Below are 25,113 nucleotides of genomic sequence, written 5' to 3'. Positions count from 1 at the left end.
GGGAATGGGACCTCAGGGTCCCGTTTTTCTATTTCGGTATTCGTAATCGAGGTATTCCGATGACCAAGGAAACCTATTCCTTGTGGCTTGTTGGCGGCACGGCATTATTGGTCGCCGACACGGCATTGCCAGGCCAGCAGTATGTGCTGGACTCGTTGCTGTTCGCCCAACTGCGCGCCGACAAACTCAACGGTTCACGTTTTTCACACTACGCCCGCTGGTATAGCGGATACCGCAGCGTCATGGAGGCGCGTGGCTGGGTCTTCACCCGCAGCGGCAGTGATTACCAGCGCCTGGCCGAAGGGGCCCAGCTGACCCCGACTCTACTGCTCAAAGAGAAACTGCAGGCCCGTCACCCCAGGCTCTGCGGTTACCTGCAGGCGGCCATTGCCAAGCTGTCGCAGGACCAGGTCCAGCAACACTTGAGGCCCTTCACCGTTGCCGAAAACGAGAAAGCCTGCGCGCTCGTTCTCGAGTTGGGCGTGCTGCTTCCCGACGCGTCGATGACGCTGTGCGGGCTGGCTGTCGACAGTGAGCAAGCCGACGGGGTGGACCTGCGTGAGAGTGTCGTGGTGCTGGGTGATTCAGTGACGCAGGACGTTCGGCAGCATCTGCATGCCTTGCTTGAGAAAAAGGATAAGGCCAGGCACATCAGGAACCTGGGCCCGCTGATAGCGGAGGCTGACCATGGACATGCATGAAGCGACAGTGGTGGGCGCCAGCCTGGTATCGTTCATCCCGGGCACCAGCAAGGCGCAGCGCGAGGCGGTGAAGCTTGCCGCGTTGTGGGCCGAGACCGCGACCTTGAGGGACCTCGCGGATGCACCTGCCCAGGCGCAGTACAACTATTACCTGAACCGGTTGAAGTACCTGGGCTGGGATGCCAAGACGGCAGAACAGGTGCACTGGCCCTCACCCCAGCGGGTAGCCGTGGTCGAGCAGGTGCTGAGCAAGATCGACGCTGTCGCAGGGGAGGCCCACTCCACGCACATGGGCCTGGCCATGAACGCGCTGAAAAAGAATGGCCCGCCATTGCTGCATTTCGAAAAACGGAGCCGGGAGCGGGCACAGTTTCAGCTGATGTCATGCGCCCCGGTAAGCCGCAATTACGTGGACATCGTCCTGTATCACGAGGCGGGCGACAGCGCTGGGTTCACGGCCGGTTTCCTGTTCCGCGAGCGGCGCGACATGCGGGTTACCGCCGAGCTTGTGCACTTCAACACCCGGATGTTCGACCAGGAGCGGCGCAGTGCGGTCGAGCGCGCGCTGGTGAACATTGCCCTCAAGGAAATCCACGAGATGGATGTCTAGAGCACCAGGTAGCCTTTGATCCCGGTAAAGATGATCTGCGCCGCCAGGGCGCAGACGAACAGCCCCATCAAGCGGCTGACGATCTGCAAGCCTTGGTCTCCAAGAATCCGCTCGATCCCATGGGAAAGGTAAAGCACCAGGCCTACGGTGAAGCTGGCCAGCGCGATGCTGACGATGGCCAGCAACTTGTCGTCCCAGTGTGGTTGGCCCACGCCCATCACCAGCAATGCACCGATGGTGCCGGGGCCCACGGTGAGCGGAATGGTCAGCGGCACGATGGTTACATCCTGCTGCACGTTGTCGGCCTGCACCGCCGGCTTGCCCTGGGCCATGCCCAGCGCCGAAATGAACAGCACGCTGCCGGCCCCGATGCGGAAGGCGTCGGCGGTGATGCCGAAAATGCCGAAGATCACCCGGCCGAACAGATAGAGCAGCACGCTGGCCACCAGTGCGGCGAAGGCGACCTTCCAGGCCAGTTGCTTGCGCTCCTTGCTGGAGTGGCCGCGGGTCAGGCTGATGAAGCACGAAAGCACGAAGAACGGGCTATAGAGCACCAGCATCTTCAGGTAGACACTGAACAACTCATGGAGCATGGGATGATCCTTGAGGGATAAGGGTGGTGTGCAGGAGCGACCGGTTTGGTTACGAGCTGTGCGCAGGGTCAGCCTTGGCTTCGCGCTGGTTGGCCCAATACTGGATCAACTCGCGCAACTGCGACAGCTCCACCGGCTTGGCCATGTGCCCGTCCATGCCGGCCAACCGCGCGCGTTCCTTGTGCTCTGCCAGTATATGCGCAGTGAGCGCCACCACCGGGGTGCGCTGGCGCTGGTGGGTGGTTTCCCAGGCACGCAACTGCTGGGTCGCGGAGAAACCGTCCAGCACCGGCATTTCGCAGTCCATCAGCACCAGGTCGTAACGCTGTGCCTTCATCGCCTGCAAGGCCTCTTCACCGTTGCTGGCGGTATCGGGCTCCAGGTTGAGCTTGCCGAGCATGCCGCGAATGACCTTGGTCGAGATGCTGTTGTCTTCGGCCACCAGCACGCGGAAGTCGTTCGGCAGCTCAAGCACAGCCGGCGCGCCGGGCAGCGGCGCCGGGACCGTCTGCTCGTGGCCGCGCTGGGCCAGTTCTTCAGCCAGGGTGGTCTTGAGCGTATAGCCGGCAACCGGCTTGGCGAGGATGCGCTTGACCCCGGCATTGCGCGCGATGACCTTGCTGGGCGCGTTGCTGATGCCGGTGAGCATCACCACCAGGATGTCGTGGTTCAGGCTCGGGTCTTCCTTGATCTTGGCCGCCAGCTGCATGCCGGTCATGCCCGGCATGTTCTGGTCCAGCAACACCGCGTCGAAGTAGTCGCGCAGGTGCGCCTTGGTCCGCAGCAGGGCCAGCGCTTCCTTGCCGGAGGGCACCGCGCTGACATTCATGCCCCAGGCGCTGCACTGCTGCACCAGCACCTTGCGGCAGGTGTCGTTGTCGTCCACCACCAGCACCCGGGCGTCGCGCAATGGGCCGTCCAGGTCTGCCGGTGGCTGCTCCAGGCGTGACGGGTCGAGCGGCAAGGTCAGCCACAGGGTGTTGCCCATGCTGGTGCTGCTCTTGATGCCGAATTCGCCTTGCATCAGGCCGATCAGCTGCTTGGCGATGACCAGCCCGAGGTGGCCGCCGAGCTTGTTGCTGGAGAGGAAGTGGTGGCTGTGCAGTTCGGCCTGCAGCAAGGCTTCGCGTTCGGCAGCTGGCAGCGGCTCGCCACTGTCCTGCACGGCAATGCGCAGGCGCGGGATTTCGCCGCGCTGGTCCAGTGCCACCACCAGCAGGATCTCGCCCTGGGAGGTGTTCTTCAGGGCATTTTCCAGCAGGCTCGACAGCGCCTGGCGCAGGCGCGTCGGGTCACCGCTGATGACCCGCGGCACCTGCGGCTGGGTGAAGCTGATCAGCTCGATGTTCTGCTGCTCGGCCTTGGCGCGGAAAATGTTCAGGCAGTCTTCGATCAGGGCGTTGAGGTCGAACTGCACGTCATCCAGTTCGATCTGTCGCGACTCCAGCTTGGAAATGTCGAGAATCTCGTTGATCAGTGTCAGCAGCTCGTTGCCGGCGCTGTGGATGGTCTGCACATAGTCGCGCTGCTTGACCGACAGCGGCGTGCCAAGCAGCAACTCGGTCATGCCCAGCACCCCGTTCATGGGGGTGCGGATTTCGTGGCTGATCTTGGCCAGGAACTCTGCCTTGGCGTTGATCTCGGCATCGCTGGCAGCCAGTGCACGGCTGGCGCTGAAGCGTTCCTCGCTGATGCGCCGCAGGCGCTCGCTGACGGCCAGGTTGAGCAGCAAGCCGCTGGCGACCGTCATGCCCAGGAGGATGCACAGCAGCCAAGGCGTCGAAGTGCGGGTCAGGCCGAGCAGGGCGGGCAGCAACACCAGGCCGCCAAGGTTGAACACCAGCATGGCGATGCTGAACAGCCGTGCTGGTGCATAGCCCTTGTACCAGTGGTAGCTGCTGACCAGCAGCATGGTCACGCTGCCGACTGCCAGCAGGGCATAGGTCATCAGGTTCAGCGGCAAGGTATCGACGAACAGCAGGATCAGCCCGCTGACCGCGGCGACCAGCATTTCGCCGTGCAGCAGGCGGTTTAGCCGCGGCGAATTGCAGGGCGAGAAGAAATGCTGGGTGAAATACAGCCCCGACAGCCCGGCCAGTACCAGGGTCAGGTAGGCGGCCGGAGTTTGCGCGCTGTGCCACAGGTGCCACCACGGGCCGCTGAGGTTGAGCAGGATCAGGCCGCTGAGCATCATCAGCCCGTGGTAAAGGGCCAGATACAGGGTGGTGCTGGAGCGGGTATAGAGGAAGCGGATCAGGTTGTGCAGGATGAGCATCACCAGGCCGCCGAACAGCATGCCGAACAGCAGCGGCTGGCTATGGTCGGAGGCCGCTAGCGCTGCAGGCTCCAGGCTGATCGCCGGGCGCAGTTGGTGCTCCGAGACCAGGCGCAGATAGATGTCCAGCGCGTGCTGGCTGTTGGGCAAGGATAATACATGGTCGCTGCCGCGCAGCGTGGGGCTGGCGTTGCCGGCCTGGCGTCCATGGTGCAGTTGGCGCAGCAGCCTGTCGCCATCCAGGGCATAGAGGTCGAGACGGGACAGGTCAGGGGCGAAGATGCGCAGCAGCTGCTCCTGGTCACCCGGCTCCAGGCGATAGTGCAACCACAGGGCCTGTTCGGGCGGTGCTGCATCGAGCTGGCCAAGGGTGATCGGGCTGAATTGGCTGCGGTAGCGATCGGAACGCACGTCGCTCAACTGCAGGTTGGCCTGTTCATCGAGCAGAACGGACCAGCCTCCGCCCTGTTCGGCCGAAGCCGGCAACAGGCAGAGCAGAGTCAGCAAGCTGACGATCAGAGCTGTGGCAATCCGAAGCCGACGCACTACGAGATCCCTTCCTAGCCGATGTGCCAGATACTAACTATGCGCGGCGCGCCAAGTCGAAGGCAAGGCCCCTGGGGGCCCTGTCGACCAGCCGGGTACCGCAGACGCGAAGTGCCTTGGCGTGCTGCGGCAACCCGGTACAACTTACTGCTGGTGCTCACCGCGCTCGCGGGCGATGGCCCGGTAGCCGATGTCGGTACGGTAGAAGCTGCCGTTCCAGTTCACTTCCTTGGCCAGGCGGTAGGCTTGTTGCTGGGCATCGGCAACGCTGGCACCCATGGCGGTGGCGCAGAGCACGCGGCCGCCGTTGGTGACGACCTGGCCGTCTTTCAGCGAAGTACCGGCATGGAACACCTTGCCTTCGATCTTGGCCGCAGCCTCCAGGCCGTTGATCACGTCGCCCTTGGCGTAGTCGCCCGGGTAACCGCCGGCAGCCAGCACCACGCCCAGGCTCGGGCGCGGGTCCCACTGTGCTTCGACCTTGTCCAGGGCCTTGGCGAAGGCGGCTTCGACCAGCAGCACCAGGCTCGACTCCAGGCGCAGCATGACCGGCTGGGTTTCAGGGTCGCCGAAGCGGCAGTTGAACTCGATGACCTTGGGGTTGCCCGCCTTGTCGATCATCAGGCCGGCATACAGGAAGCCGGTGTAGACGTTGCCTTCCTCGGCCATGCCACGCACGGTCGGCCAGATCACCTGGTCCATCACACGCTGGTGAACGTCCGGGGTAACCACCGGGGCAGGGGAGTAGGCGCCCATGCCGCCGGTGTTCGGGCCGGTGTCCTGGTCGCCGACGCGCTTGTGGTCCTGGCTGGTGGCCATTGGCAGCACGTTGTGGCCGTCGACCATGACGATGAAGCTGGCTTCCTCGCCGTCGAGGAACTCTTCGATGACCACACGCGAACCAGCCTCGCCGAAGGCGTTGCCGGCCAGCATGTCACGCACGGCGGCTTCGGCTTCTTCCAGGGTCATGGCGACGATCACGCCCTTGCCCGCCGCCAGGCCGTCGGCCTTGATCACGATCGGTGCGCCTTTTTCCTGCAGGTAGGCCAGAGCAGGCTCGATCTCGGTGAAGTTCTGGTAGTCGGCGGTCGGGATCTTGTGGCGCGCCAGGAAGTCCTTGGTGAACGCCTTGGAACCTTCCAGCTGGGCCGCGCCCTTGGTCGGGCCGAAGCAGTCCAGGCCGCGGCTGCGGAACAGGTCGACCACGCCGATCACCAGCGGCGCTTCCGGGCCGACGATGGTCAGGTCGACGTTCTTCTCGGCGAAGTCGGCCAGCTGCTCCAGGGCGCAGACGTCGATGGCGACGTTCTCGCACTTGGCTTCAATGGCGGTGCCGGCGTTGCCGGGTGCGACGAAGACTTTCTCGACGCGTGGGTCCTGGGCGACTTTCCAGGCCAGGGCGTGCTCACGGCCGCCGCTGCCGATGATCAAAACTTTCATGTCAAAACCTCGATTCAGGTGATCCAGGGGCTCGCGCCGAACCTTGTGGGAGCGGGCTTGCCAGCGAATGCGGCGGTGCATGCACCATCGTATTCGCGGGCAAGCCCGCTCCCACAGGATCGCCGTTTGCCCGGGATCCGCGTAATTAGTGGCGGAAGTGGCGCATGCCGGTGAATACCATGGCGATGCCGGCTTCATCAGCGGCAGCAATCACCTCGGCATCACGCATCGAGCCACCCGGCTGGATCACGGCGCTGATACCCACTTTAGCCGCATTGTCGATGCCGTCACGGAACGGGAAGAACGCGTCCGAGGCCATGACCGCACCCTGTACCTGCAGGCCGGCATGCTCGGCCTTGATGGCGGCGATGCGGGCGGAGTTGACGCGGCTCATCTGGCCGGCGCCGACGCCGATGGTCTGGCGCTGCTTGGCGTAGACGATGGCGTTGGACTTGACGAACTTGGCGACTTTCCAGGCAAACACCAGGTCGTGGATCTCTTGCTCGGTCGGGGCACGCTTGGTGACGATCTTCAGGTCATCGGCGGTGATCATGCCGATATCGCGGCTCTGCACCAGCAGGCCACCGTTGACGCGCTTGAAGTCCCAACCGGCAGCGCGCTCGGCTGGCCACTCGCCGCATTCCAGCAGACGCACGTTCTGCTTGGCCGCCACCACGTCGCGGGCAGCCTGGGAGATTTTCGGCGCGATGATCACTTCGACGAACTGACGGTCGACGATGGCCTGGGCGGTTTCGCCGTCCAGTTCGCGGTTGAAGGCGATGATGCCGCCGAACGCCGACTCGGTGTCGGTGGCGTAGGCCAGGTCGTAGGCCTTGCGGATGCCGCCTTCGTCTTCAGGCACAACGGCCACTCCGCACGGGTTGGCGTGCTTGACGATGACGCAGGCCGGCTTGACGAAGCTCTTCACGCACTCCAGCGCGGCGTCGGTGTCGGCCACGTTGTTGAACGACAGCTCCTTGCCTTGCAGCTGGACGGCGGTGGAGATGCTGGCCTCGCCTTTCTTCGCTTCAACGTAGAACGCCGCGCTCTGGTGCGGGTTCTCGCCGTAGCGCATTTCCTGGGCCTTGACGAACTGGCTGTTGAAGGTACGCGGGAATTCGCTGCGTGCTTCGGTGGTCAGGGTCTCTTTGGCCTGGTCGATGGTGCCCATGTAGTTGGCGATCATGCCGTCGTAGGCGGCAGTGTGCTCGAACGCCTTGAGCATCAGGTCGAAGCGCTGGGCGTAGGTCAGGCCACCGGCCTTCAGGCCTTCCAGCACGCCGGCGTAGTCGCTGGCGTTGACCACGATGGCGACGTCCTTGTGGTTCTTGGCAGCCGAACGGACCATGGTCGGGCCGCCGATGTCGATGTTCTCGATGGCGGTCGGCAGGTCACAGCCTGGCTTGGAAATGGTGGCTTCGAACGGGTACAGATTGACTGCAACCAGGTCGATCGGCTTGATGCCGTGCTCGTTCATGATGGCGTCGTCGGTGCCGCGGCGGCCGAGGATGCCACCGTGGATCTTCGGGTGCAGGGTCTTGACCCGGCCATCCATCATTTCGGCGAAGCCAGTGTAGTCGGCCACTTCCACCGCGTTCACACCGTTGTCCTTGAGCAGCTTGTAGGTGCCGCCGGTGGACAGGATCTCGACACCGAGCTGCTGCAGCTCACGGGCGAATTCGAGGATACCGGTCTTGTCGGAGACGCTGATCAGGGCGCGGCGGACTGGCAGGCGGGTAGTCTGGTCGGTCATTTCGGGTTCCAATAACGCGGTGGAGTCAGCAAAAAAGGCGTCTCTTCGCAGAGGCCGCCTTTTCTGATTGGGATTCTGGCTTACAACAAGTCGTACTGCTTGAGCTTCTTGCGCAGGGTGCCACGGTTGAGCCCGAGCATCTCGCTGGCCTTGGTCTGGTTGCCCTTCACGTAGTTCATCACGCTTTCGAGCAGGGGCGCCTCGACTTCGGAGAGCACCAGGTTGTACACGTCGGTGACGGTCGCGCCTTCCAGGTGTGCGAAGTAGTTGTGCAGCGCCTTCTCGACGCTGTCGCGAAGGGTCTGGCCCTCTTCGCTCGGCGTGTTGAGGTGCTGTTTGAGGTTGGCGTTGTCGCTCACGGGCGTTGTTCCACTCACTAATGTCTCGGTCATCATCGTCATGCGGCCACCCCTTGTCCGTCCTCTGTCTCAAGGCTCTGTCGACGCTCGCTGAAAAACGCGCGAACGTTGGCGCACTGCGCTTGTGTGTCTTCCAAAGCGTTGAACCGGGAGCGAAACTCCTTGCCGCCGGGTCGTGTTGCCAGGTACCAGCCCACGTGCTTGCGGGCGATACGCACGCCCATCACATCGCCATAGAAGGCGTGCAGCGCGGCCAGGTGCTCCAGCAGGATGCGTTCCACTTCGTCCAACTGCGGGGCCGGCAAATGTTGGCCGGTCCCCAAAAAATGTTCGATCTCGCGAAAGATCCATGGCCGCCCCTGGGCAGCCCGGCCGATCAGCAAGCCGTCGACCCCGGTGGCATCCAGCACCGCCCGGGCCTTTTCTGGCGAAGTGATATCGCCATTGGCGAAAACCGGGATCGACACCGCCTGCTTGATGGCAGCGATGGTGTCGTATTCGGCTTCGCCGGTGTAAAGGTCGGCACGTGTGCGGCCATGCACCGCCAGCGCCTGAATGCCGGCCTGTTCGGCGATCTTCGCCACGGTCAGGCCGTTCTTGTTCGCCCGGTCCCAACCGGTGCGGATTTTCAGCGTCACCGGCACGTCCACTGCGCCGACCACGGCGTGGAGGATTTCGGCGACCAGAGCTTCATCTCTCAATAAAGCAGAGCCTGCAGCTTTGTTGCAGACTTTTTTTGCCGGGCAGCCCATGTTGATATCGATGATCTGGGCGCCTGCCTCGACGTTGGCCCGCGCCGCCGCCGCCATCATCTGCGCATCACCGCCGGCGATCTGCACCGAGCGCGGCTCGGGATCACCTTCATGGATGCGGCGCAGGCTGGACTTGCGGCTGTTCCACAGGCTCATGTCGCTGCTGACCATCTCCGACACCACCATGCCGGCGCCCAGGCGCTTGCAAAGTGTACGGAAAGGCTGGTCCGTGACCCCGGCCATGGGCGCGAGGATCAGGTTGTTGCGTAGTGTGTATGGGCCGATGCGTACCGCCGACATAGGTGTTCCCTGTTGTGGGGCCGAATCATGGGAGTCCGAAAAAGGGTTGGCATGATACCCGCTCTCGGTGACCGGATAAAGAAGGATTTGGATAAATTCTGAACAGCTCCGGCCTTATGCCCGAGGGTTTGCGACAGCAGGCTGGCGCCGATAATCCGGCTGCCAGCCCTGGGTCGTCATTCCGGCGAGCGGAAGCTGAGGCTGTAGTTCACGGCCTTGGGGCCCGGGTCGAGAATATCCAGGGCGATATGGATCGGCGTCTGGCTGGGCATTTCGCCGCGCCCGGCCAGTTCGCCCGACAGGTACTCGCTGGGCTTGAACCGACGGCTGGCGATCAGTTGGCCATTGAGGTCGGCAAAACGCAGCTCCAGCAGCGGGAATGGCTGGGCGAACGGGGCGCGGTTGTAGATGATCGCGTCGACGATCAGGGCGCCCTTGAAGTCCGGGTGGCTACGTACCACCAGGTTGCTGCTCTTGATCCGGCCGATATCGACGCGGGTCGGCACTTCGCAGCCGAGCATCGGGCACAGCTGCAGGAACACCGGCCGGTACTGGTCCTGGCGGGCCATTTCGTCGAAGTGGAACCACACATACTGGAATGCCAGCAAGCCAGCGGCCAGCAGGCACAGGAAGCCCCACAGCAGGCGCTTGCCCCAGTTGGCTTGGGGTTTTTCCCAGCCCAGTTGCAGCGGGTCGTCGACCACGTCGACCAGCGGCTCCTTGCGTGACGGGCGCTCAGCCTTGGCGGCGAAGCCGGGCTCCAGGCGTTCCCCAGGCAGCGGCTCGAGCGGGTCGTCGTCGCGGGCCGACAACTGGAGGTCAGTGTCGTCGTCATCACGGGCGCTCAGGCCTTTTTCGTGAATCACATCGTCATCGTGCTCGTCGAACCGTTGCTGGGGCTCCGGCTCGGCAGCGTGTTGCGCAGGGGGTTCGTCGTCGAGGTCGAGGTCCAGGTTGCCGCCGAGGGTCGGCTCGGTACGATCACCCGGCTCCGGCTCCAATGGCTGCTCGTCCAGCAGTACCGGCGCCGGTTCATGAGCCGCGAGCGGTTCATGGCGGTCGTCGGTCGCGGTACCGAACGGTTCATCAGCATGCTCATCGGCAGCCGGCTCGTCGCGACGGGCCTGCAGGGCACCGGCCTTGGCGTCAAGACGCGGTTCGGCAGCCTCGCCACGGCGTTCGAGGCGGGCGAGCTCCTGGTCCAGGTCGAGTTCATCCAGGGCCTGGGCGGTGATGGCCCAGTCCTCTTTTTCCACCGGTGGCGGCTCGCTGGCGACCGGTTCAGGCGCCGCGACCGGCTCGACCACCGCTGGCGGTGGTGCCACGGGGGCAGCGCTGGCCCCGGCACGGTTCTGCTCCAGCAACTGCTTGGCCGCATTGAACACTTGCAGGCAGTGGCCGCAGCGCACGACGCCGCGAGCCACGCTCAGCTGGTGATGAGTGACGCGAAAGCTGGTCTGGCAATGCGGGCACTGGGTGACGAAACTGTCGGTCATGCGGCGATCCGGGAGCTGTGCAGAGAACTATTCTAGGCCCGCTTAGCGGCGCCGACCACTGATGCGCACCCAGCCGTCGCGCACGACGATCGGGTCCAGGTCGAAGTCGGCAGCATAGGCCGCGGCCACTTCCTCACCCTGTTCGGCGAGGATGCCCGACAGGGCCAGCAGGCCACCTGGGCGGACCAGGCCGGACAGCTGCGGCGCCAGCGACACCAGCGGGCCAGCCAGGATGTTGGCGACCAGCACGTCGGCCTGCATGGCCGGCATGCGCTCGGGCAGGTACAGCGCCAGTTTGTCGTCGGCGATGCCGTTGCGCTGGGCGTTGTCACGCGAGGCTTCGATGGCCTGCACGTCGATGTCGGTACCCACGGCCTCGCGAGCGCCCAGCAGCAGGGCGGCGATGGCGAGGATGCCCGAGCCGCAGCCGAAGTCCAGCACCTGGGTGCCTTGCAGCTGCTGGCCGTCGAGCCATTCCAGGCACAGCGCGGTGGTCGGGTGGGTGCCGGTGCCGAAGGCCAGACCGGGGTCGAGCAGCAGGTTGACCGCGTCCTGATCCGGGGCCTCGTGCCAGCTCGGCACGATCCACAGGCGCTGGCCGAAGCGCATCGGCTGGAAACCGTCCATCCAGCTGCGTTCCCAGTCCTGGTCCTCGATCACCTCGGCCTGGTGCTCGGGCAACTCGGCGCCGGTCAGCAATTGCAGGTGGGCGAACACCGCTTCAGGCTCGGCGTCGGCTTCGAACAGGGCCAGCAAGTGAGTATGCGACCACAGCGGGGTGGTGTTGAGGTCGGGTTCGAAGATCGGCTGGTCTTCAGCGTCCATGAACGTGACCGATACGGCGCCGACTTCGAGCAGGGCGTCTTCGTAGGTTTCGGCTTGTTCCGGGCTGATGGCCAGGCGTACTTGCAGCCAAGGCATGGCGGGCACCTTTGGTAAATCGGACAGGGGCAGCCCGAGGCTGCGAGAAGCCTGGCAGTTTACGCGAGTGCGGGGGGTTTGTAGAGCAGGGGCGGCAGACCGTGTCGCGTTCTTCGCGGGCAAGCCCGCTCCCACAGGTTATCCATGGTCTTCAAGGTCAGGAGATCCTGTGGGAGCGGGCTTGCCCGCGAAGAGCCCGGAACAGACAGTTGAAAAGGTCAGTGCCTGCTCAGGAACTCCAGCACCCGCTGGTTCACCTGCTCCGCCGCCTCCATCTGCACCATGTGCCCGACCCCAGGCACCAGCAGCACCTCGGCCTCAAGCCCGCTGGCATGCGCCACTGGAATGATCGCGTCCGCGGTCCCCCAGATCACCAGCGCCGGGTGCTGCCCCAGCACCCCGCGCAAGTCATGGCGCTGGCGGTCACCGTCGGCCAGCGCCGAACCCAGTTGGCGCAAGGCTTGATCCACGCCTTCCAGGCGCTTGAACTTGAGCATGTCCTCGAGCATCTGCCGGGTCACCAGTCCCGGGTCGGCGAACAGCTGTACCATCTGCGGCTTCAGCGCGTTGCGGTTGGCCGCGGCGACGAAGCCTTGCAGGTAATGGCCATTGATTGCCTCGCCCAGCCCGGCACTGGCCACCAGACACAGGCTCGCCACCCGCTGCGGCGCCAGGCGTGCCACGTTCAGGCTGACCGCGCCCCCCATGGAGTGCCCGGCCAGGTGAGCCTTGGCGATGCCCAGATGGTCGAGCAGGGCCAGCACGGTTTCGCTCAGTTCATCCAGGTCACCTTTGTCCAGGGCCTTGGCCGACTCGCCATGCCCCGGCAGGTCCAGGGCGATGACCCGTCGCTCGGCCGCCAGTGCCGGGTGGTTGAACAGCCAGTTGTTGAGATCGCCGCCAAAGCCGTGCACCAGCACCAGCGGCGTACCACCGTCACCCAGTTCGAACCAGCGCAGCAGGCGCCCGGCTACCTCGGCTTTCTGCGGTGCTGGCCCCTGGGCCTGGTCGGCGCTGCCCTGGGCGACGAACTCGGCCTGGAAACGTTGCACCACGGCGTCGATTTCTGCCTCTTCGGCTTCACCCTCCACCACCACCGCCAGCAGCGCACCGACCGGCAAGGTTTCGTCGGGGCGGGCCACCTGGCGGCGCAGCACGCCGCTGAATGGCGCCTCGACACTGCTACTGATCTTGTCAGTCTCGACGTCCAGCACTTCGTCGCCCTTGCTGATTTCATCCCCCTCTTGCTTGAGCCAGGCATCGACCCGGCCCTCGGTCATCGACAGGCCCCACTTGGGCATGGTCAGGGTATGGATCTGGCTCATGCGGCACTCCTTGCAGCTTCGATCACCTTGCGCACGGCTGCTTCGATCTTCGCCGCGTCAGGAATGTACAGGTCTTCCAGGGCATCGGAGAACGGCACCGGGGTGTGCGGCGCGGTAACCATCTCGATCGGGCCCTTGAGCGCGGCGAAGGCCTTTTGCGCGACCAGTGCGCTGATGTCGGTGGCCATCGAGCAGCGCGGGTTGGCTTCGTCGATCACCACCAGGCGGCCGGTCTTCTCCACGCTTTCGAGGATGCTGGCCTCGTCCAGCGGGCTGGTGGTACGCAGGTCCAGCACTTCGCAGTCGATGCCCTGGCGGGCCAGGTTGCTGGCGGCTTCCATGGCCACGTGGACCATGCGGCCGTAGGTCACCAGGGTCACGTCGTCGCCGTCACGCAGGAAGTTGGCCTCGCCAAATGGCACGGTATAGACCTCTTCCGGTACCTCGCCCTGCAGGCTGTAGAGCAGCTTGTGCTCGCAGAAGATCACCGGGTCATTGTCACGGATCGCCTGGATCAGCAGGCCCTTGGCGTCATACGGCGAGGACGGGCAGACCACCTTCAGGCCGGGGATGTGGGTCCATAGCGACGTGAGCATCTGCGAGTGCTGGGCAGCGGCGCGCAGGCCGGCGCCGTACATGGTGCGCATCACCAGCGGGGTGACCGCCTTGCCGCCGAACATGTAGCGGAACTTGGCGGCCTGGTTGAGGATCTGGTCCAGGCAGCAGCCGGCGAAATCGACGAACATCAACTCGCACACCGGGCGCAGGCCTTGGGTGGCGGCACCGACTGCGGCACCGACGTAGCCGATTTCCGACAGCGGCGCATCGAGCACGCGCCCCGGGAACTGGTGGTACAAGCCTTTGGTGACACCGAGCACGCCACCCCAGGCATCATCTTCGCCTGGGGCGCCCGCGCCACCGGCAACGTCTTCACCAATGATGAACACGCTGCTGTCGCGGTGCATTTCCTGGGCCAGGGCTTCGTTGATGGCCTGCTGATAACTGATTTTTCTAGCCATGGTGGTTCTCCTGTTGTTCTTGTTTTCCGGGCTCAGGGGTAGCTGACGTAGACATCGGTGAGCAGGTCGGCGGGCTGGGGCTTGGGGTCGGATTTGGCGCGGCGCACGGCGTCTTCGATCAGGTCGTCGACACGGGCGTCGATGGCGTCCAGTTGCGCCGCCTGCAGCAGGCCGGCACGGGTGGTCTTGTTGCGGAACTGCAGCAGGCAGTCACGGGATTCGCGCAGGTTCTTCACTTCATCGGGTGCGCGATAGGTCTGTGCGTCGCCTTCGAAGTGGCCGTAGTAGCGGCTCAGCTTGACCTCGATCAGCGACGGGCCTTGCCCTGAACGGGCGCGCTCGATGGCGGCGCCGGCAGCCTCGTGCACGGCAAAGAAGTCGAAGCCGTCGATGGTCACCCCTGGCATGCCGAAGCCGGCGGCGCGGTCGGCGATATGGTCGCAAGCCACCGACCAGGTCGAGGCGGTGGCTTCGGCGTAGCCGTTGTTCTCGGCGACGAAGATGCACGGCAGGTTCATGATCGAGGCCAGGTTCATTGCCTCGAACACTGCGCCCTCGTTGGAGGCGCCGTCGCCGAAGAAGGCCACGGCCACGTTGTCATTGCCTTTGATCTTGGCAGCCAGGGCGGCGCCCGCCACCAGTGGTGCACCGGCACCGACTATGCCGTTGGCGCCGAGCATGCCTTTTTCCAGGTCGGCAATGTGCATCGAGCCGCCCTTGCCGCCGCACACGCCGGTCTTCTTGCCGTAGATCTCCGCCATCATGCCGTACACGTCGACTCCCTTGGCGATGCAGTGGCCATGGCCGCGGTGGGTCGAGGCAATGCAGTCACTGTCGCGCAGGTGCGCCATGACCCCGGCGGCGGAGGCTTCTTCGCCGGCATACAGGTGGACGAATCCGGGGATCTCGCCAGTGGCGAACTCCACGTGCAGGCGTTCTTCGAAGGCACGGATGGTGCGCATCACTTCATAGGCATGCAGCAATTGCTCTGAACTGAGGTGAGTGGACATCTTGTTGTTCTCCAGGGTTGTCTCAACACGGGGTTGCAGGGTGCAGCCGATGGCCGTGCGGGACGGCCAGCAGGTGATGACGGGCGGCATGTGCCAGCACGGCCTCGACGTCGACCGTCAATGGGCCTTGCAGGTCAAGGGTGATGGTCGGGGTGTCGTGTTCGGCGAACTCGATCTCGCGCTCGCCATCCAGGGCCAGGGTGCCGGCGGTGAGGCTCAGGCGGTGCGCCACACCGGGGCTGAGCGTGCCGCTGGCGGTGATGCCGCAGCCTTGCAGCAGGCCGGGGGCAAGCGGCGCGAGCAAGGCCTGTTCGGCACCGGGGTTGAGCCGTACCCAGGCACCGTGTGGTTCATGGCGGGCCACCGGTTGCCACAGCCCGCAGAGTGCGGACAGGCCAATGGCGTGGGGCTCGGCGAAGCAGGCGAAGACTTCGCTGAGGTCTTCGCTGCGGCTCAGCGCGCGAGCGCCGATGAAGCGTTGCGGCGACACTGCCACTTCGACCAGCGCCCACTCACACAGCTGTTGCTGCGGTACCTTCACCAGCAGCCGCTTGTTGCGGCGCAGGCCGATGCTGGCAGGCACCCGGCCACCAGCGAGCAAGCCGCCAGCGAGGCCTGCGCTGGTGGCTTCGCGCAGTTCCGGGAAGGCGTTGTTGGTGCCGGTGGACAGGGTAAGCAGAGGCGTGTCCCCAGCCTCGGCCGCCACGGCTTTGTGCGTGCCGTCGCCGCCCAGCACGGCGATCATGCTCACGCCTCGCCCCACCATCTGCCGGGTGGCCAGGCGGGTGTCGCTGACCGTCTGGGTCAATGGCAGGTCGAGCAGTTCCAGGTGCGGCCAGTGCTGGTCCTGCGCCATGGGGCCGAGGCTGGCCTTGAGCACGGCGGCGGCGATACCGGTCATGTCGGTGGGCAGCAGCACCTTGGCGACGCCAGTGGCGCCAAAGGCGCCAAGCAGGCGCTGGATGACCGAGGCCTTGTCGGTGCTGGAGTAGAGCCCTGCATTGCTGGTCAGGCGACGCAGGTCACGGCCGGAGGCAGGGTTGGCAATGATCCCGATGATCGGGGCGGGCTGCGGCATGGCACACCTCGTGTTCTTGTTTGCCTAGGCTTGAGCAAGGTGGGTGCCAGGTTCCTTCCTTTGCCCTGCAAGTGCTGTTGCAGAGCGGCCAGGCGGCAGTCGGGCCAGGTTGCAGTGGCCTTTGTTTGAGACGCTGCGTGCCAGCATTGCCAGGCGCCAGCCGGGCGCTTGAGACGCAGCGTCTCAAGCCCACCGGTAATCACACAGCGCTTGTCGGGACATGCCGGCAGGCGCTTAATGGCCGCACAACGACAAGAACAAACAGGAACCGGAGGCCTCATGCTTGCCGCGAACTCCCGAGCCCATGTCGATTGCGTCAGTCGGGTGGTGAAGAACGCCGACCGCCTGCCCCAGGCACCGGTGCCGCCGCTGATCCTCGACTCATGGCGCCGTTCCATGGAGCTGTACCGTCTTGACCCCGGCTCCCAACAGGGGCCGCGCATCCTTTCGCAAAGCCTGCTCAACGAATGCCGCGAACGTGCCGAACTGTTCCTGCGTATTGCCAGCGATGCCGTGGCGCGTCTGCATGCGCGGGTGCGCGGCGCCGACTATTGCGTGCTGCTGACCGATGCCCTGGGGCGCACCATCGATTACCGGGTCGAATCGGCCATCCGCAACGACTGTCGCAAGGCCGGCCTTTACCTGGGCACCTGCTGGTCGGAGGGCGAGGAGGGCACCTGTGGCGTGGCGGCGGTGCTGACCAGCAAGGCGTCGGTCACGGTGCACAAGCGCGATCACTTTCGTGCCGCCTTCATCGGCCTGACCTGCACGGCGGCGCCGGTATTCGACCCACAGGGCGAGTTGCTCGGCGTGGTCGATGTGTCGGCCCTGCAATCCCCGGACGACCGCCGCAGCCAGCACCTGATCCTGCAGTTGGTTGAACAGACCGCACGGGAGATCGAGAACGCCTTTTTCATGCACAGCGCCCAGGGTCACTGGGTGATGCGTGCCCATGGCACCCCGGGTTATGTGGAGAGCCAGCCCGACTATTTGCTCGCCTGGGAAGCCGACGGTCGGGTGCTGGGGATCAACAGCCTGGCCCGCGAGCGCTTGCTGGCACGGCATGGGCGTTTGCCTGAGCACATTGGCGAGTTGTTCGACATGGACCAGCTGCGCCGTGCCAACGAGGCATCGGCCCAGCGCCTGCCGGGGTGGGGCGGATTGTTCGGGCGGGTCAGCGCGCCCCAGCGGCGGGGCTGGACGCAACCTTTGCAGCAAGCCCAGGATTCGCGCATCGAACAGCACCTGCGGTTGGCCACAAGAGTCAAGGATTGCAACCTGGCGGTGCTGGTGCAGGGTGAGACCGGTGCAGGCAAGGAGGTCTTTGCGCGTCAGTTGCACCAGCAGAGCCAGCGCCGTGACGGGCCGTTCGTCACCCTGAACTGTGCCGCCATCCCTGAGAGCCTGATCGAGAGCGAGCTGTTCGGCTATGTCGCCGGGGCGTTTACCGGTGCGTCGAGCAAAGGCATGCAGGGGCTGCTGCAGCAGGCCGATGGCGGCACCTTGTTCCTTGACGAGATTGGCGACATGCCGCTGCATCTGCAGACCCGGTTGCTGCGAGTGCTGGCTGAAGGCGAAGTAGCGCCGCTGGGCGCAGCGCGGCGGGAGCGCGTGGATATCCAGGTGATCTGTGCGACACACCGCGACCTGGCGACGATGGTGAGTGAAGGGCGTTTTCGTGAAGACCTGTATTTCCGTCTGGCCAATGCCCGGTTCGAGTTGCCGCCGCTGCGTGAGCGCGACGACCGGTTGGGCTTGATTCATCAGTTGCTGGCTGAGGAGGCCGAGGCTTGTGGGGTTGAGGTGGTGCTGGCCGACGATGCGTTGCAGGCGCTGCTGGAGTACCGCTGGCCGGGGAATTTGCGCCAGCTGCGACAGGTACTGCGATATGCCTGTGCGGTCAGTGAGGGCGGGCAGGTGTGCCTGGAAAGCCTGCCACAGGAGGTGCGGGGTGATGTCGTGCCTGCGGCTGTTGTCGGCGTTTCGAGCCCGGCGCGGCAACTGCTGCTCGATGCTTTGATACGGCACCGCTGGAAGCCAGCGGAAGCGGCACGGGCCTTAGGGATATCGCGGGCGACTTTGTATCGGCGCGTGCATGAGCATCGGATCGAGATGCCGCGAATGAAGGGTTAGCGTCGGGGCTGGCAGGTGTTCGCCACAACATTTTAGCGCCTGTGAGATCGAGCGCCGCCCGCGCGGCGCATCGCGAGCTGCGCTCGCTCCTACGCTTGTTTCGGGCCAATTATTCCTGTGGGATTTGCGCGCGAACGCCTTGGCGCATGGCGCGATATTGCGTCGTATCAACAAGGCGTTCGCGCGCGCCTGCCGCTGGCGTTACTGGCCCGAAACAAACGTAGGAGCGAGCGCAGCTCGCGATGCGCCGCGCGGGCGGCGCTCGGTCTCACAGGCGCCAAATCCCTGAAGACGGGCAATAAAAACCCCGGAACCAGTCCGGGGTTTTTGCTGCATCACGCTAACGCGATCACTCCTGGCTGGCCAGTTTGTGCTCGAGGTAGTGGATGTTCACGCCGCCTTTGCAGAAACCTTCATCACGCACCAGGTCGCGGTGCAGCGGGATGTTGGTCTTGATGCCGTCGACGACGATCTCGTCCAGGGCATTGCGCATGCGCGCCATGGCTTCGTCGCGGTCCTTGCCGTAGGTGATCAGCTTGCCGATCAGCGAGTCGTAGTTCGGCGGAACCGAGTAGCCGCTGTACAGGTGCGAATCGACGCGTACGCCGTTGCCGCCCGGGGCGTGGAAGTGCTTGACCTTGCCTGGGCTCGGAATGAACTTCTTCGGGTCTTCGGCGTTGATCCGGCATTCCAGCGAGTGACCACGGATGACCACGTCTTCCTGGCGGAACGACAGCTTGTTGCCAGCGGCGATGCTCAGCATCTCCTTGACGATGTCGATACCGGTGACCATCTCCGACACCGGGTGCTCAACCTGCACGCGGGTGTTCATCTCGATGAAGTAGAAACGGCCGTTCTCGTACAGGAACTCGAAGGTACCGGCACCGCGGTAGCCGATCTCGATGCACGCATCGACGCAACGCTTGAAGACTTCCTGACGGGCCTTCTCGTCGATACCCGGGGCCGGGGCTTCTTCCAGCACCTTCTGGTGGCGGCGCTGCAGCGAGCAGTCACGGTCACCCAGGTGGATGGCGTTGCCCTGGCCGTCGGACAGCACCTGAACTTCCACGTGACGTGGGTTGGTCAGGAACTTCTCCAGGTAGACCATCGGGTTGCCGAAGGCAGCACCGGCTTCGGTACGGGTGAGCTTGGCCGAGGCGATCAGGTCCTCTTCCTTGTGCACCACGCGCATGCCGCGACCACCACCGCCACCGGCGGCCTTGATGATCACCGGGTAACCGACGTCACGGGCGATCGCCAGGGCGACCTCTTCGTCTTCCGGCAGCGGGCCATCGGAGCCCGGTACGGTTGGCACGCCCGACTTGATCATCGCGTCCTTGGCCGAAACCTTGTCGCCCATCAGGCGAATGGTGTCGGCTTTCGGGCCGATGAAGGCGAAACCGGACTTTTCCACCTGCTCGGCGAAATCGGCGTTTTCCGCGAGGAAGCCGTAACCCGGGTGGATCGCGGTGGCGCCGGTGACTTCGGCGGCAGCGATGATCGCCGGGATGTGCAGGTAGGAATCCTTGGACGATGCAGGGCCGATGCAGACCGACTCGTCTGCCAGGCCCAGGTGCATCAGTTCACGGTCGGCCGTGGAGTGCACGGCGACGGTCTTGATGCCCAGCTCTTTGCAGGCACGCAGGATGCGCAGGGCAATTTCCCCACGGTTGGCGATCAGGACTTTTTCGAGCTTCCCAGACATCGTTGGCTCTCCGCGATTCAAACGATGGTGAACAGCGGCTGGTCGAACTCAACCGGCTGGCCGTCTTCCACCAGGATGGCGTCGATGACACCGCCAACATCGGCTTCGATGTGGTTCATCATCTTCATGGCTTCGACGATGCACAGGGTGTCGCCTTTCTTCACGCTCTGGCCAACTTCAGCGAAGTTCGGCGAGGTCGGCGAAGGCTTGCGGTAGAAGGTACCGACCATCGGCGAACGGATCACGGTGCCTTTCAGGGCTGGGGCAGCAGCGGCAGCTTCGGCGGCTGGGGCAGCGGCAGCGGCCGCGGCTGGTGCGGCAACAGGTGCGGCAGCCATTGGCGCAGGTGCGTAGAACTGCTGGGCAGCCGGGGTCTTGCTGTGGCGGCTGATACGGACCGACTCTTCGCCTTCCTTGATCTCCAGCTCGTCGATGCCAGACTCTTCCAGCAGCTCGATCAGTTTCTTGACTTTACGGATATCCATTAATCATCAACTCCCAAAGGTTCGGTCAGGGGGCGAAATTTAAAAACGTATCTGAACGTTTCTCTCTAACCCCGGCCCACTGAGGCCAGGGTTTTCGTTATCAGGGCTGTGCGTTGGCAGCCAGTTGTTCCAGTGCGGATTCCAGGGCCAGGCGATAACCGCTGGCGCCCAGGCCGCAGATCACTCCTACGGCAACATCGGAAAAGTAGGAGTGGTGACGGAACGGTTCGCGTTTGTGCACGTTGGACAGGTGCACTTCGATGAATGGGATGCTCACCGCGAGCAATGCGTCACGTAATGCGACGCTTGTGTGGGTGAAAGCCGCCGGATTGATCAGGATGAAGTCCACACCCTCGTTGCGTGCGGCATGAATACGATCGATGAGTTCGTATTCGGCATTGCTCTGCAGGTACTGCAGATGGTGACCAGCGGCGCGGGCGCGCTGCTCCAGGTCCTGGTTGATCTGGGCCAGGGTCACGGCGCCGTAGTGGCCCGGTTCGCGAGTCCCGAGCAGGTTCAGGTTGGGGCCGTGAAGCACCAGTAGGGTTGCCATCTGCGGTTTCCTTGGATTTGTAGGGCAATTCGACACAGCGCGGCGAGTGTGCCGCAAAGCGACGGCAAGTGTCCAGTTCCCGGCAATAGCCAGCACGTTGCCCGAGGTTCGCGCGAAGTATGTGACCAAATAATTAAATCTGGTCACTCATTTGGAGAAATTTCCCGGCACGCGGGAAGTTATAGACCGAGTTTGCCGCGCACGCGCGTCAAAATCTGCGCAAATTCCCCGGCGTTTATCTCGCCAACCACCCGATCGGTGGTCATTTCGCTGCCGTTCGCGGCAAAGAACAGCAGCGCGGGCGGCCCGAACAGCTGATAGCGGTCAAGCAGCGAGCGCTGCTCGGCGCTGCTCTCGGTGATGTCGAAACGCAGCAGCCTGAAGGCGTGCAACTGCCCTTGAACCTGCGGCGCGTTCAGCACTTCGCGCTCGATCACCTTGCAGCTGATGCACCAGTCGGCGTACCAGTCCAGCAGTACGGGTTGACCGGCGGCCTTGGCTTCGGCCAGGGCAGCGTCCAGCGCGGCCGGTGTGGTCACGGTCTGCCAGGCAGCTGATGTGGCCGCCGCCGGGCTGTTGGCGCTGGCCGTGACGGGGGCTGGCAAGGGGCGCAACGGGTCGCCCTGGCCGTTCAGGGCGCCATACCAGCAGGCCAGGCCATACATCAGCAACGCCAGGCCGAGCAGTTGTGCCAGGCGTTGGCGTGGTGCCTTGACCACGAACTCCAGGGCACCCAGGAACAGCGCCACACCGGCTGCCAGGAAACCGACCAGCAGCATGGTCGCCGGCCCCGGCAGCACGCGGCTGAGCAGGCCGATGGCCAGGCCCAGCAGCAACACACCGATGGCGTTTTTCACGGTGTTCAGCCACGGGCCGCTCTTCGGCAACCAGGCCGCGCCACCCGTGGCAATCAGCAGCAAGGGGGCACCCATGCCCAGGCCCAGGGCGAACAGCTTGAGCGCGCCGCCCACGGCATCGCCGCTGGCGCTGATATATAGCAATGCGCCGGCCAGCGGTGCTGACACACAGGGCGAGACCAGCAAGCTGGAAAGCACGCCGAGCACCGCGGCACCGAGCAGCGAGCCGCCCCGGGTGTGGTTGGCGACGTTGTTCAGGCGGTTGCTCAGGGCCTGCGGCAACTTGAGCTCGAACAGGCCGAACATGGCCAGGGCGAACACCACGAAGAACAGCGCGAACGGCACCAGTACCCAGGCCGACTGCAGGCGTGCCTGCAGGTTCAGGCCGGCGCCGAACAGGCCCATCAGCGCACCGAGCACGGCGAAGCTGGCGGCCATCGGCAGCACGTAGGCCAGCGACAGGGCCAGGCCGCGCAGGCCACCAACCTGACCGCGCAAAACCACGCCGGAGAGGATCGGCAGCATCGGCAGCACGCAGGGGGTGAAGGTCAGGCCAACCCCGGCGAGGAAAAACAGCAGCAGCGATTTCCAGCTCCAGCCCTGTTCGCTGCCTGCAGGCAGGGCCGTTCCGGCGGCGGCAGCTTCGCCATCGATGCTCAGGCGCTCGGTTTCTGGCGGGTAGCACAGGCCCTTGTCGGCGCAGCCCTGGTAGCCCACCAGCAGGGTAAAGGCACGGGCGTCGGTGCGCGGGATCTCGATGTCGAGTACGCCGTGGTACACCTCGACGTCACCGAAGAATTCGTCGTGCTTGGCCTCGCCCTTGGGGATGTTTGGCGTGCCCAGGGCGATGTCCGCCGGTTCCGTGCGGAAATGGAAGCGGTGGCGGTACAGGTAGTAACCGTCGGTGGCGACGAAACGCAGCTTGAGGGTCTGCGCGTCGGCCTGCACCAGGCTGAGCTTGAAGGCTTCGTGTACCGGCAGGAAGTCGGCGTTGTTGGACAGCGAAGCGGCGCCGAGGGTGGCGCTGGGGCGGTTGTCGAGCAGGCCCGAGGCGAAAGCAGGGCTGGCCAGCAGCAGGAACAGCAGGAAAAACAGGCGGCGCATGGCGGACTCGCGAGGTGGAACGTGCCCGCATGATAGCGGAGTTGGTGAGGGTTGAAAGGGTGGGAGGCTAAAGGGCGACACATGGCCGCCGGGTTGAGTGTCGCCAGTTCTGGCCTCTTCGCGGGCAAGCCCGCTCCCACAGGTTTACTGTAGCCCTTGAATGCCTTGGGGTACCAGTGGGAGCGGGCTTGCCCGCGAAGAGGCCGTAACAGGAAGGCTCAGACCCTGAAGGCCCGTACCGCTTTGCTCAGCTCCCCGCCCAGGCTCAGCAGCTGTTCACCTTGCTCACGCCCTTCGCCGATGCGCTGCAGGTTGTCCTCGCCCAAGGCGTGAATCCGCTCGCTGTGATCGCGAATCTCGCTCACCGCGCCACTCTGCTGCGCCGTGACATCGGCAATCCGCACCGCGGTGTCGGCGATCGTGCGGATCGCGCTGACAATCTCATCCAGCGCGCCGTCGGCGGCCTGGGCCTGGTTGGCGGTGGCTTCGGCATGTTCAAGCTGAGTGCGCATCCCGGCCACCGACTCTCGCGCCGCCTGTTGCAGGCGGTCGATCAGCGCCTGGATCTCGCCGGTCGCCCCGGTGGTGCGCTGCGCAAGCGAGCGCACCTCGTCGGCCACCACCGCGAAGCCGCGGCCCATCTCACCCGCACGGGCGGCCTCGATGGCGGCATTCAAGGCCAGCAGGTTGGTCTGTTCGGCGATCGAGCGGATCACCGTCAGCACCCCGCCGATGGTGGCCGATTCTTCGGCCAGTTGTTCGATCATGCGTGCATTGCCTTGCACCTCGTCGACCAGCGCGCGCAGCCCCGAGAGGCTCTGGCCGATCACTGTCTGGCCCTGTTCCACGGCACGCCCGGCATCGCGGCTGGCATCGGCGGCGGAGCTGGCGTCGCCGGCCACTTGCTGGATGGTGGCTTCCAGCTCGCCCAGCGCATCGCGAATCTGCCCGGTATCGCCGGCCTGGCGCTCGGCGCCATCGTGCAACGCGGCACTCATGCCGGCCAGGGCGTGGCTGCTGCCGGCGACCTGTTCGGCGTTGTGGCGGATGGTGCCGACCAGCGCCACCAGGTACTGGCGCAGGCGGTTGAGCGATTCCTGGATATCGTGCAGCTCGCGATTGGTCTTGCCCAGTGCGATGGGCGCGGCAAAGTCGCCTTCGGCCCAGCGTGACAGGGCCGGGGCCAGGCTGGTCAAGGTGCGGGCCAGGCGGCGCTGCAAGGTGTCGATGAGCAAGGCGATCAACAGGATCAGGCCGATCATCAGCCCCTGGATGATGCGCACCTCGCCGGCAATCTTCGCGTGCTGGCCACGCACTTCCGGCTCCAGGCCGGCAATGGCCTGTTGCACGGCTTCCAGCCGCTGATTGGTGCTGGCGGCCAGGGCCGTGCGGCGCTCGATCTGCTCGCGGGTGCGTTGCAGTTCGGCAGGGTAGCGGTTCAGCAGGCTTTGCAGCTCGCGCTTGAGGCCGACGGCCACGTCTTCCTGTTGTTCGCTGGCTTGGGATTGCAGGCCCATCATGGCGGCGAAGTCGTCGGCGTTGGATTCGGCAGCACGGGTCACGCCCAGCAGCGGCAGGCCGTCGATGGCCTGGGCCTGGCTGCGGATCAGTTGCAGCTCGCGCTCGACTTCGTCGGCCAATTCGGCACGGCCGCTGCTGACCAGCTTGTCCCGGGCCAGCGACAGGCGGCCCAGGTGCACGGTGGCGTCGAGCAGTGGCAGCAGGTAGCGGTTGGCCTCGCTGCTGCCGCTGTCGCGGGCATAGCCGGCCAACTGTTCGAAGTTGGCCCCCAGCTCGCGCTCGGCCTGCAGCAGCAGGGCCTGCGGGTCGCCGGCCAGCTTGCCGGCGGCGAGCAGTTCATTGGCGGTGAAGGCCTGCAGGGTGTCCAGGCTCGGGCGCAACTTGGCGGCGAGCTCCGGCGGCCAGTCGGCAAGCGAGCCTTCGAGTTGCATGTTTGCCTCAACGGCAGCCGCGTGGCGCAAGGCGTCGCCACTGCCCAGGTACGCCTGGATATTGCGCACTGTCTGGTTCTGGAACTGCTGTGACAGGCCCAGGTAACGCTCCATCAACTGATAGGGCCGTTCCAGGGCACGTTGCG

General features: G+C 64.8%; 20 protein-coding genes. 3 read left to right on the top strand and 17 right to left on the bottom strand.

The genetic code is table 11. The features are described from left to right. Positions 1–59 precede the first annotated feature (59 nt). Both CAF78_RS05770 and CAF78_RS05765 read left to right on the top strand, forming a co-directional pair. Complete coding sequence (locus CAF78_RS05770; RefSeq protein WP_085676815.1) at positions 60–701, top strand: hypothetical protein; 642 nt, start codon at positions 60–62, stop codon at positions 699–701. Further along, positions 688–1,311 carry a hypothetical protein gene (locus CAF78_RS05765; protein WP_085676816.1) on the top strand — a complete coding sequence of 208 codons (624 nt, stop codon included), beginning with the start codon at positions 688–690 and terminating at the stop codon, positions 1,309–1,311. The genes CAF78_RS05770 and CAF78_RS05765 overlap by 14 nt, the downstream gene beginning before the upstream one ends. Here CAF78_RS05765 and CAF78_RS05760 read toward each other — a convergent pair. The 12 genes from CAF78_RS05760 to CAF78_RS05705 all read right to left on the bottom strand — a co-directional run bounded on the left by CAF78_RS05760 (position 1,308) and on the right by CAF78_RS05705 (position 16,178). Next, entirely contained in the window at positions 1,308–1,904 is a 597-nt protein-coding gene (locus CAF78_RS05760; RefSeq protein ID WP_085676817.1) for a MarC family protein, read from the bottom strand. The genes CAF78_RS05765 and CAF78_RS05760 overlap by 4 nt on opposite strands. 49 nt (positions 1,905–1,953) lie before the next feature. Beyond that, positions 1,954–4,725 carry a hybrid sensor histidine kinase/response regulator gene (locus tag CAF78_RS05755; RefSeq protein WP_085676818.1) on the bottom strand — a complete coding sequence of 924 codons (2,772 nt, stop codon included), beginning with the start codon at positions 4,723–4,725 and terminating at the stop codon, positions 1,954–1,956. Positions 4,726–4,869: 144 nt separating this feature from the next. Beyond that, a complete protein-coding gene (gene purD / locus CAF78_RS05750; RefSeq protein WP_085676819.1) occupies positions 4,870–6,165 on the bottom strand; it encodes a phosphoribosylamine--glycine ligase in 1,296 nt (431 codons plus the stop codon). A 145-nt stretch (positions 6,166–6,310) separates the two neighbouring features. Beyond that, positions 6,311–7,918 carry a bifunctional phosphoribosylaminoimidazolecarboxamide formyltransferase/IMP cyclohydrolase gene (gene purH / locus CAF78_RS05745; protein ID WP_085676820.1) on the bottom strand — a complete coding sequence of 536 codons (1,608 nt, stop codon included), beginning with the start codon at positions 7,916–7,918 and terminating at the stop codon, positions 6,311–6,313. Between the two features lie 80 nt (positions 7,919–7,998). Continuing rightward, complete coding sequence (gene fis / locus CAF78_RS05740; protein ID WP_008093076.1) at positions 7,999–8,319, bottom strand: DNA-binding transcriptional regulator Fis; 321 nt, start codon at positions 8,317–8,319, stop codon at positions 7,999–8,001. Beyond that, positions 8,316–9,329 carry a tRNA dihydrouridine synthase DusB gene (dusB, locus tag CAF78_RS05735; RefSeq protein ID WP_085676821.1) on the bottom strand — a complete coding sequence of 338 codons (1,014 nt, stop codon included), beginning with the start codon at positions 9,327–9,329 and terminating at the stop codon, positions 8,316–8,318. The genes fis and dusB overlap by 4 nt, the downstream gene beginning before the upstream one ends. Before the next feature lie 176 nt (positions 9,330–9,505). Continuing rightward, entirely contained in the window at positions 9,506–10,825 is a 1,320-nt protein-coding gene (locus tag CAF78_RS05730; protein ID WP_085676822.1) for a DUF3426 domain-containing protein, read from the bottom strand. A gap of 42 nt (positions 10,826–10,867) precedes the next feature. After that, the gene (gene prmA, locus CAF78_RS05725) at positions 10,868–11,746 is read right to left on the bottom strand and encodes a 50S ribosomal protein L11 methyltransferase (RefSeq protein ID WP_085676823.1); all 879 of its coding nucleotides are present in this window, start codon (positions 11,744–11,746) and stop codon (positions 10,868–10,870) included. A 218-nt stretch (positions 11,747–11,964) separates the two neighbouring features. After that, positions 11,965–13,071, bottom strand: coding sequence for an acetoin dehydrogenase dihydrolipoyllysine-residue acetyltransferase subunit (locus tag CAF78_RS05720; protein WP_085676824.1), 1,107 nt, complete (start codon positions 13,069–13,071; stop codon positions 11,965–11,967). Next, positions 13,068–14,090, bottom strand: coding sequence for an alpha-ketoacid dehydrogenase subunit beta (locus CAF78_RS05715; protein ID WP_085676825.1), 1,023 nt, complete (start codon positions 14,088–14,090; stop codon positions 13,068–13,070). The genes CAF78_RS05720 and CAF78_RS05715 overlap by 4 nt, the downstream gene beginning before the upstream one ends. Positions 14,091–14,122: 32 nt before the next feature. Then, positions 14,123–15,100 (bottom strand): thiamine pyrophosphate-dependent dehydrogenase E1 component subunit alpha, encoded by a 978-nt coding sequence (locus CAF78_RS05710; protein ID WP_085676826.1) that lies wholly within the window; start codon positions 15,098–15,100, stop codon positions 14,123–14,125. Between the two features lie 22 nt (positions 15,101–15,122). Next, complete coding sequence (locus CAF78_RS05705) at positions 15,123–16,178, bottom strand: NAD(+)/NADH kinase (protein WP_085676827.1); 1,056 nt, start codon at positions 16,176–16,178, stop codon at positions 15,123–15,125. A 279-nt stretch (positions 16,179–16,457) separates the two neighbouring features. Between CAF78_RS05705 and CAF78_RS05700 the strand changes: the two genes are divergently transcribed. Further along, positions 16,458–18,311: a sigma-54-dependent Fis family transcriptional regulator gene (locus tag CAF78_RS05700; RefSeq protein ID WP_085676828.1), complete on the top strand. Its 1,854-nt coding sequence runs from the start codon at positions 16,458–16,460 to the stop codon at positions 18,309–18,311. Between the two features lie 349 nt (positions 18,312–18,660). Here the strand turns inward: CAF78_RS05700 and accC are convergent, their stop codons facing one another. From accC to CAF78_RS05675, 5 genes are all read right to left on the bottom strand, one after another. Then, positions 18,661–20,016: an acetyl-CoA carboxylase biotin carboxylase subunit gene (accC, locus tag CAF78_RS05695; RefSeq protein WP_085676829.1), complete on the bottom strand. Its 1,356-nt coding sequence runs from the start codon at positions 20,014–20,016 to the stop codon at positions 18,661–18,663. A 17-nt stretch (positions 20,017–20,033) separates the two neighbouring features. Further along, the gene (gene accB / locus CAF78_RS05690; RefSeq protein WP_085676830.1) at positions 20,034–20,501 is read right to left on the bottom strand and encodes an acetyl-CoA carboxylase biotin carboxyl carrier protein; all 468 of its coding nucleotides are present in this window, start codon (positions 20,499–20,501) and stop codon (positions 20,034–20,036) included. A gap of 100 nt (positions 20,502–20,601) precedes the next feature. Continuing rightward, the gene (gene aroQ, locus CAF78_RS05685; protein WP_008093086.1) at positions 20,602–21,054 is read right to left on the bottom strand and encodes a type II 3-dehydroquinate dehydratase; all 453 of its coding nucleotides are present in this window, start codon (positions 21,052–21,054) and stop codon (positions 20,602–20,604) included. 179 nt (positions 21,055–21,233) lie between these two features. Further along, entirely contained in the window at positions 21,234–23,015 is a 1,782-nt protein-coding gene (locus CAF78_RS05680; RefSeq protein ID WP_085676831.1) for a protein-disulfide reductase DsbD, read from the bottom strand. A gap of 218 nt (positions 23,016–23,233) precedes the next feature. Further along, positions 23,234–24,967, bottom strand: coding sequence for a methyl-accepting chemotaxis protein (locus CAF78_RS05675; RefSeq protein ID WP_371856897.1), 1,734 nt, complete (start codon positions 24,965–24,967; stop codon positions 23,234–23,236). Between the last annotated feature and the right edge of the window lie 146 nt (positions 24,968–25,113).

Origin of the sequence: Pseudomonas sp. R28(2017), assembly GCF_002112505.1 — a bacterium.
Classification (GTDB): domain Bacteria; phylum Pseudomonadota; class Gammaproteobacteria; order Pseudomonadales; family Pseudomonadaceae; genus Aquipseudomonas.
This window is presented reverse-complemented; position numbering and strand designations above follow the sequence as displayed.